The organism is Dyadobacter sp. SG02 (genome assembly GCF_900109045.1).
GTDB lineage: Bacteria > Bacteroidota > Bacteroidia > Cytophagales > Spirosomataceae > Dyadobacter.
Genome location: NZ_FNYL01000018.1, coordinates 21248 through 35254 on the forward strand (window position 1 = coordinate 21248; position 14007 = coordinate 35254).

General features: G+C 41.6%; 11 protein-coding genes. 1 reads left to right on the forward strand and 10 read right to left on the reverse strand.

The genetic code is table 11. The features are described 5' to 3' along the window. The first annotated feature begins 687 nt into the window (after nt 1–687). Nucleotides 688–1092 carry a hypothetical protein gene (locus tag BMW93_RS30990; RefSeq protein WP_143061749.1) on the forward strand — a complete coding sequence of 135 codons (405 nt, stop codon included), beginning with the start codon at nt 688–690 and terminating at the stop codon, nt 1090–1092. A gap of 117 nt (nt 1093–1209) precedes the next feature. On the opposite strand, the gene BMW93_RS30995 is transcribed toward BMW93_RS30990, so the two are convergent. The 10 genes from BMW93_RS30995 to BMW93_RS31040 all read right to left on the reverse strand — a co-directional run bounded on the left by BMW93_RS30995 (nt 1210) and on the right by BMW93_RS31040 (nt 14006). Next, complete coding sequence (locus tag BMW93_RS30995; protein WP_090385824.1) at nt 1210–2133, reverse strand: zeta toxin family protein; 924 nt, start codon at nt 2131–2133, stop codon at nt 1210–1212. Then, on the reverse strand, nt 2130–2438 hold the full coding sequence (locus BMW93_RS31000) for a hypothetical protein (protein ID WP_090385827.1): 309 nt from the start codon (nt 2436–2438) through the stop codon (nt 2130–2132). The genes BMW93_RS30995 and BMW93_RS31000 overlap by 4 nt, the downstream gene beginning before the upstream one ends. A gap of 245 nt (nt 2439–2683) precedes the next feature. Further along, on the reverse strand, nt 2684–7762 hold the full coding sequence (locus BMW93_RS31005) for an N-6 DNA methylase (protein ID WP_090385830.1): 5079 nt from the start codon (nt 7760–7762) through the stop codon (nt 2684–2686). A 43-nt stretch (nt 7763–7805) separates the two neighbouring features. Beyond that, complete coding sequence (locus tag BMW93_RS31010) at nt 7806–8240, reverse strand: hypothetical protein (RefSeq protein ID WP_090385833.1); 435 nt, start codon at nt 8238–8240, stop codon at nt 7806–7808. A 2-nt stretch (nt 8241–8242) separates the two neighbouring features. Next, nucleotides 8243–9250 (reverse strand): replication initiation protein, encoded by a 1008-nt coding sequence (locus tag BMW93_RS31015; protein WP_090385836.1) that lies wholly within the window; start codon nt 9248–9250, stop codon nt 8243–8245. Nucleotides 9251–10244: 994 nt separating this feature from the next. Continuing rightward, nucleotides 10245–10724, reverse strand: a complete 480-nt coding sequence (locus BMW93_RS31020; RefSeq protein WP_090385839.1) for a hypothetical protein — start codon at nt 10722–10724, stop codon at nt 10245–10247. A gap of 1 nt (nt 10725) precedes the next feature. Next, nucleotides 10726–11304: a conjugal transfer protein TraO gene (locus BMW93_RS31025; RefSeq protein ID WP_090385842.1), complete on the reverse strand. Its 579-nt coding sequence runs from the start codon at nt 11302–11304 to the stop codon at nt 10726–10728. Nucleotides 11305–11311: 7 nt separating this feature from the next. Beyond that, the gene (traN, locus tag BMW93_RS31030) at nt 11312–12274 is read right to left on the reverse strand and encodes a conjugative transposon protein TraN (protein ID WP_090385844.1); all 963 of its coding nucleotides are present in this window, start codon (nt 12272–12274) and stop codon (nt 11312–11314) included. A gap of 40 nt (nt 12275–12314) precedes the next feature. Then, nucleotides 12315–13733, reverse strand: a complete 1419-nt coding sequence (gene traM, locus BMW93_RS31035) for a conjugative transposon protein TraM (protein WP_090385848.1) — start codon at nt 13731–13733, stop codon at nt 12315–12317. Continuing rightward, nucleotides 13734–14006, reverse strand: a complete 273-nt coding sequence (locus BMW93_RS31040) for a hypothetical protein (protein WP_090385850.1) — start codon at nt 14004–14006, stop codon at nt 13734–13736. It lies immediately after the preceding gene. Nucleotide 14007 lies beyond the last annotated feature (1 nt).

Below are 14007 nucleotides of genomic sequence, written 5' to 3' on the forward strand. Positions count from 1 at the left end.
GTCGGTGAAAAAGTTTTTAAGAAGCAGGAAATCGCCGCTGCTCCGACCCCGGATGTCAAATCCAGAAGTAAATGAGAATTTACAAAAGATGACGAGAATCCGGGTGCTATTCGGCCCTTAAAAAACAACACAACTAACTTATTATTAGACATTTAATTGCAAAAATATAAACAAACAGTTCTCATCATCTTTTGTAAAAACCCAAAGTAGTCTCCCCATCTATTGCACATTTTCTCATCTTCTCTTGTCAAAACCGTCCGAAATCTACCAATTATTCTCACTGCCTTTTGGATTTGACATCAAACAACACGCCTATCTGGGTTTCATCATCGCTCTGATCGAATGCTATATATGAATTGTATAATCTTGGTGTTGTTGGTTATATAATTATAAATTTATAATTACATTTGTATATAACAGTGATTATCAGGACGAAATAATCCCACGGATATAAATTTTTTGTCGATATGAGATATATTTCAAACTCGCTTCGCAGTATTTTCAACTACATGACCTTGACTGAAAGTTTCTTCTATGTTATGTGGCAAACTTCACATGAGCCGCTTCCAAAGGTACTTTTGGTTGTTCAATTTGCACTATTTGCTTTATTTACGACCCTGAATTGGAAGGGATTGAGGGTATCCTTTTCTGTCGGCATATCTCGTAACAAACAAAACTAACTGCCAAATGAAATCAAGATTATTGCTAGCATCAGTGATAGTGTTTTTTATGTCTTGCAAAAAGGACGAGCCTTCCCCTACGATGACTGAGGAGCCAGCTTTCACTTTTCAATTTACTCAAGGGAAAAATTTTCAAGCACTTAAGAAGTCTTTGGAATTTGAAGCCGGGACCAAATTGAAGGGCTATGATGATAAAATACTCTTTTTAAATGAGGAACTTCCTGACTCTTTATATACATTTCAAACAGAGGGCGCACCGCAAAAATTTAAGGTTACACTTCACGTAAGCGATAATGGTACTCAAGATTACACCCAGTTCAAATTTCGAGTTTTGAAGAAAGGGAAGCAGGTGCTTAATATGAGCCACGTAGCTAGCGGGGCGGCTGAGAAAAGTTTTGTTGTTGACCTATAAGTCCCGAAATGTACTATGGTTACAGCAATTTTAATAGGATTCCAGAACGATTACCAGTGCTCTCAGATCCGGAGCAACCTGGTCAAAAGATTATTAACAATTAAAGACAACGAACATTCAAATGGATCTACGCTGCCTTTGTGATGAAATTTCTCTGAGCAACTTAGCTGAGTCTTCTAAAAACTGACCTTTATCACCGTTCCTAAGCTCAATCAGGCTATGGACTTGATTGACACGCCCATTTAAATATGCTTTCTCGGTCGACGAGAACGGCCTGGTCTGTTCAGAATGCATTACGCCAGTTATTTGTGCAGCACGCATATTAGCTTTTTCCTCAGAGTAAATCTGGTTGACAGCGTTGTTGACGATCGTTCCATCTGTCTGTCTCTGAATGCTTCTGGAGTATACCGAAACATGATCTATAATTCCCGATGCCGTAGCTTTTTCAATATTACCATTAAGGGCTTGGTAATTTGCGTCATGTGACGCCATGCTGACAAATCGTCCTACCCCATCTGTTTGCAGCTGTCGTTCATATCGAAGTTGTATACCGAGTCGACTAACAGAAGGATTCACAGCAAGCGCGTGGAGCTCAACCCGATAGTCGTTCGCCTTATACTGCTGCTTCATCATTTGCATGTACAGCTCAACATTGCCGGCGAAAGTCATATCGTGCAAGACACAATAACCTTCTTTGGCGGCTTTTTCTGATAATCTTGCACACCATTCCGCTGAATTCGGATTTACGAGATAGCCGGCGCGCGCAAATTCGGATGGATGTTTTAAAAGCTGTTCGTAAGCTGGATGATATTTTCGAACATTGTCAGTATTTATCTCAATAGTAGATCTATCCTTGCCATTTTCTAATAGAAAATCGCGAAGCGTCGTTTTGCCGCTTCCGGGCTGCCCTGCTGTAAAATATGCGACTCGATGATTTGGACGCTGTTTACTGGAAAATGCTTCTTCCAATATTACTTGGAAAATCAAGTCATTATCCGATTTAGAGAGTAAATAGGGTTTCTGGGAATCACTAATATTCATGCAGCTGCTAAGATGCTCCTAGCTTCATGAAGTTCCTTTGAATATGTAACGATGGCTTTACCCCGCTCAGCAATGGCACCGATTGGGTAGGTCTTTTTTATACGCAGTACCTCGCTATGTCGAAGGCGGTATTTTTCGGCGTTAAGTTCATTCCGCTCACTATCTGGCTTTTTTTGCTCTTGAAACCAAAGCTGGAAATATACTCCCGCCAAAGAAGTCATCACTCCCTCAAAAGTCTCGATACTTTCGAAAATGTCGAAACCCAGTGGGTCTGCTATGGGAGTCGATTCGTTGATAATATTCATTTTGTTATGGCTTTTAGGTATATCAAAGATAGCGTTTTTTCTGCTGTTTTCTTAGTTTTTGGGCCGTTTAATGCCGATTTCAGCATCATGAATGTTAACAATATTTTCAGACCAGCGCAGAAATCCCGATTAACATGGTTTCGATTTTGTTAATAGAATGTTTGAGGCGCTACGCCCGTTTGGGAGTGATCAGGCTTGATCAGGAAGGCATTTGCCTTCTATTTTGTTAACAATAATTCAAAAATTTAGAGACGATGCTTGATCAGAGTACGCTCTACTTGCTGCTTACTTTGCGGCTCATTCTTCTCCTCCCTTTTCGATCGTCCAGGCTCATTAGACTCAGCTTTGATGCTCATCTCAATCTTTCTGTCAACGTCCTGCAAAGCATTTTTCAGATCTCGAAGTCTATCTTCCTTTGGCCAAGTCTTATTTGTTGCCGATAAAAGTTGGTCGCGGTTTTTCTCGAGTTCTTTCCTTTTTATGTTGTGTTGTTCGATGAGATTTACAATTTTCTCAGCATTGACGGCCCGATTTATATACTGTCCGGCGGTTTCTGGCTTATCCGTCGACAGGTTTCCGGAATTATGCAGGTACGTGATGCCATTCTTGGATTTCACCTCCCACTTTTTGATCAATTCGTCTTTTCCTGTTGAAAAGTTAAAATCCTTGGTTACCCTCAAGATTAGTTCGAAATTTTGAAAAATGCCGATCTTGTGCTTTCCGTCGGCAGATATCCTTTTCTGAGACGCTAGCATTTCCTTCCCCACTACGTCTATGTGCTGTTTTCCATTAAGAAGATCCGGTTGGCCATTATTTGTAAGGCTCCTAAGATGGTCCAGGTCTTTTGTTAAATTAGATGTGATTCTAGTATGTGAATCTACAGAGGATGAGATTTGATCCGCAGCCCTTCGTTGAGATGATAGATCGTTGGAAAAGATTTTTCGCTCAGCCTCCAATACCGCGATCTGCTTTGTAATCTTTGCTTTCTCCAGAAGATCACGATTGCCTGAAAGCAGTGCTACATATTCGGCGAAGTTCATGCCATTGGTCTCATCCAAACCACCTTCGTCTATCCTCCTTACCGAAATATTTTGTCTCTTAATTTGTTGGATGAATAATGTCTTGGTTTGTAAGAGATTAAACATAAAGTTGTCTAATGTCTTTTCTTTCGCATATATGTAATTTGGTATTTCATTGTTGCCATGGATTTTTGCGGCAAGATTTCCAGATCTCGCGCCCCGACCAACCCGTTGTTCAAAATCCGAAGGCTTCCAGGGAACATCAAGATGATGCATAGCTACAAGCAGCTTTTGAGCATTTACTCCAATGCCGAGTTTTTCTGTTGAGCCAATTGTAATGCGGATTTTCCCTTCATTTAGATCTTGGATCATTTTATTTCTTTGCTTATCAGTTTTTGCATCGTGGATAAAAGAGATTTCACTAGCCGGGATTTTATGTTTGTGGACAAGCTCATCCTTTAAGGCTTGGTATACGGAAAAGTCTCGCGTCGAACCAGTCGGGGTTCCCAAATCACAGAATACCAACTGAGTGCCTCTAAAATGCATTGAAGAATTATAATGAGAGGCAATTCCCCTTGCTGAAGTTAAGACTTTCGTCTGTTCTTCATCATTTAGCTCCGGATAAATTAGCCTCATGTCAAGCGCGGCTTTCTTTGAGTAATTGGTGGCAATTAGCATTTTCGCAGTCTCCTCGGACTTAGATAGCGGACCCCGACCGATTTTCGCGCCGTCTCCCGTTTTTGCAAAGTCAATTAATTGTTCGTTGAACAGTTCTTGCTGCTCCGATTGAGGAAGATTGACTAATTTATGGACCGCACGAGGCCTGTCCACGCCGACCATTTCCGCAGTTCGGAAATCAGTAATTTGGGCATAAAATGCGGCTAGCTCTGGGACTTTTACGAATTGACGGAATCGAGATTTCTCAATAAGCTGGTTTGTTACTGAATATTCATAATCGGTGGATTTTTTTGAATAGACGGCGAGCCATGAGTCGAAGTTATCAATCTTCTGCTTTTCTAGTGCCTTAGGTCTTAAGTATTTAAACAGGAGATATAATTCAGTAAGCGAATTTGATATGGGTGTTCCGGACGCGAATATCACACCAGAATCGTTTCCTCTTTTTTCTTGAATTGTCCGCACTGCAAACAACATATTCAATGATCGTTGCGAGCCGGTAGGGTTGCCTAAACCTGCCACACGATCGTGTCTGGTGGAAAACAGCAAATTTTTAAATTTGTGGCTTTCATCGACAACTAGGAAATCTATCCCCATTTTTTCGAAATCGATGATATCATCTTTTTTTGCTTGGATTGAGTCTTGAATCTCATTTAGCTTATTCCTTAACCCTTCTTTGCGTTTCTCGAGTCCTTTTCTAAGTGAGGTGCTAACAGATGAACTTCGTCCAAATTCCTCGAGGTCTTTTTCGAGATTGTCGAGTTCTTTGCCTACTATCCGCTTCTGTACGCCCAAACTCTGTGGGATCTTTGAAAACTGGTCATGTGTTAAGATAATGGCATCCCAGTTTTCGTTGACGATGGACGAGAACAATGCTTCGCGTTTTCCCTTTGTAAAGTCAGTGTCAGTAGGTGCAAGGACTTTGGAATTTGGATAAGCTTGGCGAAATGTTTCGCTGATAGCGCCTACATTCGCTTTTAAGCCTAAGATCATCGGTTTGGCGGCCAAACCAAGTCGTTTCATTTCATGTGTCGTGACAATCATTGTGAGCGTCTTGCCCGTTCCTACTTCATGGTCTACGAGGCCACCACCATTCTGTAGTAGCATCCAGCTTGCATCCTTCTGTGACACATACAAACTCTCCAGCCCGACATTTTGAAGCTGCAACCCAGGAAACTGCATGTGAGATCCATCATATGCAGGCTTTACCTCGGAATTAAAAAGTCGGTTATAACTTTTCTCAATCTCAAATTTGGCTGAATCTGGAAGGGATGTAGCCCAAGAGGAAAACCCATCGCGGATAATTTCTATCTTCTGGGCTGCAAGCCTGATCTTTTCACTGTCTCGTACTTTTATTTCGTTTCCATTTTCATCCGTCGTTGTATACGTAATGTTTGGCACGGTATCGAGCATGGCATATTCAAGCAGTGAGATGCCATCATACGTCCGTCTCGACGCTTGGACAGCAAACTCGTTGGATATTTTTGTATTGTGTGAGTATCCGGACCGCCGGATCTCAAACTCGTCTATAGCTGCCGAGTAGACAATGTCAATTTTCTCTCCATAGAATTCACTACCAAATTTGGAGTAGACAGATGGATCTACCCATCTTTCCCCTAATCCCAAATCCAGTTCGTCGAACGGAATTTTCTCAGGAATGACGGATTTTAGATATGCTATTGATTCCTCTATCTCCTTGTTTTCAGTAGGGAGATAGGTCTCAAAATTTTCCAGCTTTTCCACCACGTTTCCAGAACCAAGCCTATCCTTAATAATAAACTCATTTTCGGCTGGAGAGAAGTAGATATTTCCTCTCAGCGCCTCACGAACTTCATTTGGAGTTTGGCGACTTTGATCTGCAATGTATTCTAGATCAACCTTTCCAAATCTGTTCAACGATGAACTCAGCGCTTCGAGGGGAGTTTTTTCGTTTGCAAGATTTTTCGCGATGTGGACGGGAGCACTAAATATGTCTGTTTTTTGATATACACCTTGCTCCTGGTTGAATTTTTCAAGCGACAACAGTTGCTTCCCGAAGGTTTCGTCGAGCAACACTGTATCAATGTTATTTCTATTTTTTAGTGGGCCAAACTTGGCCACAAATTTATCATACTTATCATTGAGGATCTCCCGGTTTTCAAAATCTTCGATTTGACGATCTCGTTCTGCAACAAGGAGTTTACTGTATGCTGTTTTAATGTCAAGCAAAAGGGACCATTTCTCCTTCTGTGAGTTGTTCAAATAGATATCTTCTAACGTATATATACCATGGTTAGATTTAGGGCCTACTTTTGCAAGCTGCCCGTCTTGCATTACAATCGCACCAGGTAGCGGTTGGGAGTCATTCTTATCCGGTTTAAATTCTCGCACCCTCGGGGCGGTAAAAATATCAAACAGGCTTAACTGGCCACTGCTATGTTGACTATGATTTCGCTTCGGCTTTTGCTTACTCGCCGATTGGGTATTTATGGAATGACGGTGTATAGTCGCTCTATTGAACAGTTTTTCGTCGAAACGTAAACGCAGGTCTTCTGTAATCGTAGGTTCGAGGTCGCGCGCTACACCGAGGCTGCCGCCCTCGTGGTGATATTTGTTTGTATCCTTGCCGTATTGATCCGTTCCCCTGGTTTGTGAGGTATATATTATTTTATCCGGATTCGCTGCGAAATAAAGATTTTGTCTGATGCCTTCAATCTCATCAGTTTTACAGAAAGCAGATTCATGGGCCGAAAAGGATGAAGCTCCAATGGGCGACTGCCTTCTTTGGAGAATTATCAGGTCCGACCCAGCCTCAGTGCCTGCTGCCTCAAATAGATTGTGAGGAAGCCGGACAGCACTTACCAAACTTGCTTGCTCAAGTGCCTTCGTGCGAAATTCTTCATTGGCCGCAGTGTCAGCGAAGTTACTCGTTGTAATGATTGCAATTAATCCACCTGGTTTTACCAAGTCGATCGATTTCAATAGAAAGTAGTTATGGATATATTTTGTAGACGCGGCTTCGACCTTTCCTTTTCTTGCAAACTCAGGGTCATAGACAGGGATCGAACCGAAAGGAATGTTGCTCGTCACTATATCGAACTCGCTACGCAAATCAGGCCCTGCGCGTTCAAACCCTTCGTTTCTGACTATTGCTTTATTATCGGATAACTTTGATTGTAAAATCAAGCCTGTCATCAAGTCTTTTTCAAATGATACCGACCTGGAAATACGGTGATCTTGCTCGAATGCAGACAGAAATGCTCCATTTCCGGCACTGGGGTCAAGAAAGCTTTTAATTTCCACACCATTTGATCCCAAGCTCTTGGATATAGCCGATACAACGGGCGAGGGTGTGTAATAGCTACTGAGCACACTGTTTTTTGCAGACGATACATACTCGGATTTTAACTCAGGCTCAAATTCTTGCAATAAGTCATGAAGCTCCTGAATGTAGGGCCGGTATCGCATTTTCTTTCCAGCCCATTGTTGTTCATTTCCTGGGTCCAACAGGATTTCGTTAATCCCCCCCCACCCTTGGTATTGATTGATAACCTCCAGTTCTCGATCGGTGGGTCGGCGGGCCTCTTTCTTAACTTGAAATGCAGCCGATATCGCCGCTAAATTAGATTCTAGCGCTTCAAACTTGTTCATATAGTGAGTATTGGACTGGACTTTCTATGGGCATATGAGAGCCCTAACTGTCTTTACGTGACAGTAGCAAGGCGATGGCAAGTGATTTAGCTTGTTTTCGGATTAAATCCGTATTTGATGTCTCGATAGCAGCGACATAATTTGCAATCTCTTGCTTGTTTTTCAACGCAGCCGCATATATTTCAGATGGCGAATCTGGAATTCTGATGCCGCTTTCTCTCTGAACGCTGTCTGCATTAGAATCGAGAAAACTCTTTAAGTAGGAATATGGTGAAGCTATATCGTCTAGGGTTTCTCTTAGACTGATTTGAGTTGCTTCAAGGACATTTACTCCGGAAATATCCAGAGCAATGAACTTATCGATGCAACTCTTAGTAAGGTCGCTAAGAATTGCTGGGTCGGAGAGTAAATCGGGATTATTGACGGACAAATAATCGAAGATTTTCTGGGCAAAATATCCGTTTTCGACTTCTTCCATGGCTAATTCACGTTGAAGGTTTTTGCCGCATAGGCCCCTAAATTTCTTATACTTCCGTCTCTTTTTTGATTTCTCATGTCGTATAGCTTTTTACGGATATCTTCTTCGGAGAAATTCTGTAAGGCCTTAATAGCTTGATCTTTTCTCAACCCAAATTCAGTTGTAAGCGCTGTGAAGATTGTTTCGTTCAGTTGAATCTGCTTATTCAGGTTGGTAACCCTAAAGATTAGCGTCTCAACGGGTTTCCGGCCACGGCCAGCCTTTTGTCCGAGTATTTCCTCATAATCAAAGTTGATGTCAACACCTTCGAAGTTGTTGATTTCCTCCCTGGACTTTTCAAGTACAACGCTACGGAAGATAGCATAGTTGGCATAAGTGTCTTTCCCTTTTTCATCAATGATGCCCAACTTATACTTCAGCTCCCTGACGGGAATTCGGAACTCTGGATTATTGAAACTTTTATGCATTGAGAGAATTTCAAAAAGGCGCTTAGAGTACTTGCCGGATAAATTAAGGGCCGTGTCGAGTTGCATAGATGTGAACCGCTCTCTTAGCTCGATATAATAAGGCCGAATTTTTTCTGAGAGTGTTATCTCAATAATGCCTTCGCCCTTTAGGTAGGTGGCAGACGATAGAAACGTTGTGTGGAAGTAATTTCCTTTTATGTCCTCGGTTTCAATCAGGCGAGAGTTCAATTTTTTAGTGGCTGCAATGAAGTCTGATGGTCTGATTTGCTTGTCAGTCATACGCATAAGCTTCGTTCCTGAAATTCTATAAGCCTTCCCAGCGGCATCATTAGCCTTGACTTCGGCCATCAGCATGTAAATGATATTCTTCTCCAGGGCGCTCATTTCATATCGGCCCATAGTAATTACATTTGATTGTACTATCTTAGTTTCAGTCCGCGGGGGTTGTGGGCGATTCTCCGAGCCACTTTTGTTGATGAACTCCTGTATTTCTTCCAGTTGAAACAGTGAAGCCTGTGTGGATTGATCCCCCGTTTTGCCCATATCTCGCTTGATTTATTTTGTTAAGTCCTTTTGCGAAATTAACAAAATAAGCAGGAGAAACAACAATTTATAGCAGAATTTGGTGGATAAAAATTAAGTTTTTTAATCTTGCTTGAAGTTAATAACCTGTTAACCAATTAATTGGCTAATTATATAATTTTAAATTTATAATTTTTAAAAAGTAAAATTTTCCGCGAATTGTATCGCTCCGAACTGAGCTTTTTTAAGTTAAACAACGCCTCATGCTGAGCTTTTTTAAGTTAATAAGACTGCTTTGCTGAGTTTTTTTAGCATTAATACTGAGTTTTTTTAGCATTAATGCTGAGTTTTTTTAAGTTTTTTTGCTTATAATTATCTGTTTATCAGGCTCTTGTGGAGCCTTCAAATAAGAATCAAAAAATGTAAAATCTCTCTCAAATTTTGAATGAAACAAATTGGGAAAAGAATCTGAAAACTAAAAATTTAGTTTTCCCGAATTATATTTGGCTAGGCCAAATTATATTTCGAGAACAAAAAAGAGCGTCGGGTGACAGCCCGGCGCTCAGAATCTCAACTCATTGCTAATTGACTTAGCTCAGAATCAATCGCAAGTTAGGCATGATATAGGATTTATCCTGTTTTTGTTCTGATTTGGAGAATATCTGCCTGAGTTTTTTTAAGTTTTTTACGTTGGGTCTTCCCAAAAGCTATAAGCTAACTCCTATCTGCAATGCAAGTAATTGATCTTTAGAGAGAAAGACGCTTTTTCGCCCACTTGTTACTCAACATAATCTCACTCTTGGGACACCGGTGTGCGACTGAGTTTTTTTAAGTTTTTAAACGCCGCTTAACAAGAAGCTAATCAGTTGCCGATGACTGAGTTTTTTTAAGTTTTTTCTATTTACTTGTGCCCTCAGTGGCAGTGACTTACAGCGATCCTGTCGTGCGCGCAGTTAAATATTACTAAACATTATCAGTGCTTGACTAAATCTGGGTGCTGTTGATCAACTTATGATTACTTGACGGTTATCTTTTTAGAAAAAGACCGTTCATTATTTCCTTCGTCGACGGCAGTCAAAGCTATGGTGTATGTACCAGAGCTAATCGGTAAATAATTTAGACGAACTACTTTCCCTTTGAAATCAGCATAAGGAATCGATATTTTATCTCCCATCCTGTACTCAGTGCCTTTGTAGGTGACGCTTGCATCGATGTTGCTTGGCAACGAGAAGCCGAAGGTATATGAAATCGAACTTTTAGAGAAGTCCAGTTGATTCACATACAATTCTACAAAGGCCTTTTTTCCTTTTGAGATCGTGTCGTTCTTGACAACTATTGAGTCAGCGTCAAGGAATCGATAAGAAAAATTATAATCGGGATAGCCAGGATGGGCTACATTATCTAATTTCTCGACTTCCAAGTTTCCCTCACAGGCCCATAATGTCAAAGCTGCAAGAAGGATTATGATGAATTGGTTCCCTTTCATTTCTTTCATTTTATCTGTTGATTCTGTATGAAAATCCTAACTCTGTGGTGAATGGTTTGATCGTGCTTTTTGGGTGCCAGATTTGGCGACATTGGATAACAAAAGCGCCAATCTCAATTTCGACGGCGGGGTTTACGGTGAGTAGGAATCTACTTTTATTGTTAACCTTGAATTCATCAATAATAGAGACATTATTGTTGATACTTTCGTACAGGACTCCGGCAGCAGGGACTAGGTTGACATATAGCACCCTGTCCCTAGACTTGAAAAGCTTAAATTGATAGCCAGTTGTTAATCCATAATGTCTTACAGGGAGTGTTTTTGCCTTTCCAAGGGTATCTAAGTTGTAAGCGTAATATTTTTGGCGAAACTCAAGTGAAAACCGCAATGCATTCTCATTTCGGTCGTACTTTCCTGTGGTTACCCCAGCCCAAAAGCCCGACTGATCTTCTCCGGGGGAAAAATTTGTTCCATCAACAAAGCCGGCGGCAAGGTCGAGGAACCTCGTTCCTTTTATGTGTATTTGGGCAGTTGCTGCTTGTTGAAGCATAGCCATGATTATCAGTAAGGTTATAGCTTTGGCTCTCATGATCTTGTTAGATGTTTTTGGTTCTTAAAAGCGTATCGTTATCAATTTTGAATTTCATGTGTCTACCGCCTTTTCTCTCGTAAACCTCAATTTCAAGTAATTTTCCGTCGGTCAACGTTATACGAGGAATCGCTATGACCTTTGTGGTTCGAGAAGTGTATGGTACCTGCGCGTTGTTGACCGGGTATATTCCAACGACATTGAGCTCTTCTTCTTGGACTGCGGTGCGTTTAACCTGGTTCCTATCCCGCATGAAAACCTTTACGAAATCGAGTGTATAGGGCATAAGCGATGAGTTTTCGATTTCCAGCTTAAAATATATCAATTCATCCTCCTGATAGACGCCTTTGAGAAGGGTGCGAAGTCCGTCTTTTTTGGCACCAATGTGCTTTATAAAACCTTTGTAGTCTGATACTTTCAAGCAATTTGTCTTCACAGCTTCCTCGTTGTATACTCCACCACCGAGTACATATGCATTAGGAGATGAATTTGATGATAGTCCAATTCCCAGATGTTTGGTGGCCATCTCGTCGGCAATGACATTGTTGCTGATGTTGATTGTTACGACATCTGGATTGTCATTGTAGCGAACGAGAAAACTGTACAGGCCGCCGTCTTCGGTGAGCACTGTCATGTTTGTCTCATCATAGAACCCTTTAACATCGGCCTTAACTCGAAGGATATTTTGAACTGGATCAGGAACCGTGGCAATAACGACGTCACTCCCGGCGTCGAAATCTACAATCCTCGAGGGAAAGACAATGTGCGTTGTCTTAGCAAACGAGAGCTCGACCGGATAGCTTCCTCGTATCGATGATGCGGCGATCGGTAGCATATAGGGATTTGCTTTCAACCGTATATCTGTATACGTCCGTATTGAATTAGGTACAACCAGTGAGCTGTCAGTGTTCTGGCCGTGGATTTTGCTTACAATTGAAAATAGCGAGATTAGCAGCATGAGCTTCTTCATGTCGAATGCGAATTTTAAGATTGATGTTTTTAAGATTGTCTTAGTAGCCAGATTCTATATCTGATTCATCTGCTTCGTCCCCGCGGTCCGGCTCGGCGGCAGGTGCCTTTGTGCTTGATTGAAGAAGGATCTGATAGTTAGGTTTTATGTGAGCTTTTTGCTCTGCCATTTTTCTTCTCGCTATATTTCTGGCCGTGTTAGACAATGTGTTGATACCCTGCATCGCCAACTGTCCGCCAACTTGGTTGCGTACTGATCCCCCCCCCATGAGGTAGTAAGGGTTAAGCGCTTGACCAGAAGATTGCGCCAGACTCTGATTGATTTGATTTTTAATTTTCATGTCAGGTACATACAACCCCTTGCGGCCATCTAAATCGAACGCTGTCAAATTCACGTTGTAGAGAAAATTATCGACTCTAATGGTTGAGATAGTAATGTTTATCCGGTCCCCAGAAATTCTGGCAACTCCTGAGACAAGGGTATTTGCTGGTAAAATTAGGGATTCGCCACCGACGTTTATGCTAGTCTTTTCGAGAAGTCTTATAAAAACACTTGTTCCATCCTTTACTAGTATTCCATCCCCTTCCCCGTGAACAACAGCTCGAATAGCTCCCTTTACTTTTTCCGGTCTTGCCTGAGATGATTTTCCTCCGTTCAGACCAAAGAACGCATTACCTCGGTCCCCTCTTGAACTTGCACGAACTATCTGCCTGTCATATTTTTCGACAGAGTACACGTTTTCAGAGCCTTCTTCCGGTACATCTATATTTTTCGCGCTGTTCCTAATTGCTGGTGTTTTACGTTGGCTTGCTGATGGTTGGTTATTTTGGGATGACATTTGCCGATCTAAGATCTTCAATAGTCGGTCGCTCTGCGCGAGCCTGGCTTGCTCAACTGGATCAATATCGCTTTGACTTTGATACTTTCTTCGATCAGGATCAGAATACATATTCTTCAGAGTGCCTGATACTTCGCGGTTGTAGGCCATTTGATTTCTCTGATTTGTTGTACGAATTGCTTGTCTTCTGGCAGATGGACTTTGCTTTTCATTATCTTTATTCTCTCCGGACTTGAATGTTTTTTCCAATTCACTCACGTCTTCAAGAGAATTTTCTTCGATGCCAACAGAATTTGGATCTTGCCCACTTAGCATCTTAGAGTTGTAACTCCCCACATCGAGACCGAGGCCCGGGCCATCTACATTCTTTAGCTCGTCAGTTCCAGACAAATTAGGGTTATATTTTTTTTCTTTATCTAGCTCTTTAACGTTTGCTTCCGGAATCTTAAGATCGATTGCGTAGTCAGCTCTTCGTTGTCGGTTCGCATCACCAATCCAACCGGACATACTTCCCCAGACGCCAATGCCAACCATTATCGGAAGTGGGAACAATATTCCAAATATGTGCTTACTTGGCAGTGATAGTTGCCTTGCCTTGTCGGCTTTCAGTTCGTTTTCCATTTAAAAAATAAGGTTAAATGCTTTAATTATATCGATTGAGAAGTACAGGAACGCAGCTCCAAGAATCAAAAGCAATATGATGTTTCTGGTTAAAGGACCAAATGCGAACTGCTTCTCATTCAGAGTGGTACCAATCTTTTCACCTGTCTGCTCAAGTTTTTTTTTAATACCTGCTCCGAATCTAAACCCGGCAGCGTTTTCATCGGTGATAATCACTCCTGTCTGTGCTCGGCCGCGGCGGTGCTTGCGTTTCTTACGATTTAGCTTAAACATG

Bases quoted from the DNA above. Each gene is read 5' to 3' on its own strand.
- BMW93_RS31015 (WP_090385836.1), bottom strand. From the start codon at position 9,250: ATGGGCAAAACGGGGGATCAATCCACACAGGCTTCACTGTTTCAACTG.
- BMW93_RS30990 (WP_143061749.1), top strand. From the start codon at position 688: ATGAAATCAAGATTATTGCTAGCATCAGTGATAGTGTTTTTTATGTCT.
- BMW93_RS31010 (WP_090385833.1), bottom strand. From the start codon at position 8,240: ATGGAAGAAGTCGAAAACGGATATTTTGCCCAGAAAATCTTCGATTAT.
- BMW93_RS31025 (WP_090385842.1), bottom strand. From the start codon at position 11,304: ATGAGAGCCAAAGCTATAACCTTACTGATAATCATGGCTATGCTTCAA.
- BMW93_RS31000 (WP_090385827.1), bottom strand. From the start codon at position 2,438: ATGAATATTATCAACGAATCGACTCCCATAGCAGACCCACTGGGTTTC.
- BMW93_RS30995 (WP_090385824.1), bottom strand. From the start codon at position 2,133: ATGAATATTAGTGATTCCCAGAAACCCTATTTACTCTCTAAATCGGAT.
- traM (WP_090385848.1), bottom strand. From the start codon at position 13,733: ATGGAAAACGAACTGAAAGCCGACAAGGCAAGGCAACTATCACTGCCA.
- traN (WP_090385844.1), bottom strand. From the start codon at position 12,274: ATGAAGAAGCTCATGCTGCTAATCTCGCTATTTTCAATTGTAAGCAAA.
- BMW93_RS31020 (WP_090385839.1), bottom strand. From the start codon at position 10,724: ATGAAAGAAATGAAAGGGAACCAATTCATCATAATCCTTCTTGCAGCT.
- BMW93_RS31005 (WP_090385830.1), bottom strand. From the start codon at position 7,762: ATGAACAAGTTTGAAGCGCTAGAATCTAATTTAGCGGCGATATCGGCT.
- BMW93_RS31040 (WP_090385850.1), bottom strand. From the start codon at position 14,006: ATGTTTAAGCTAAATCGTAAGAAACGCAAGCACCGCCGCGGCCGAGCA.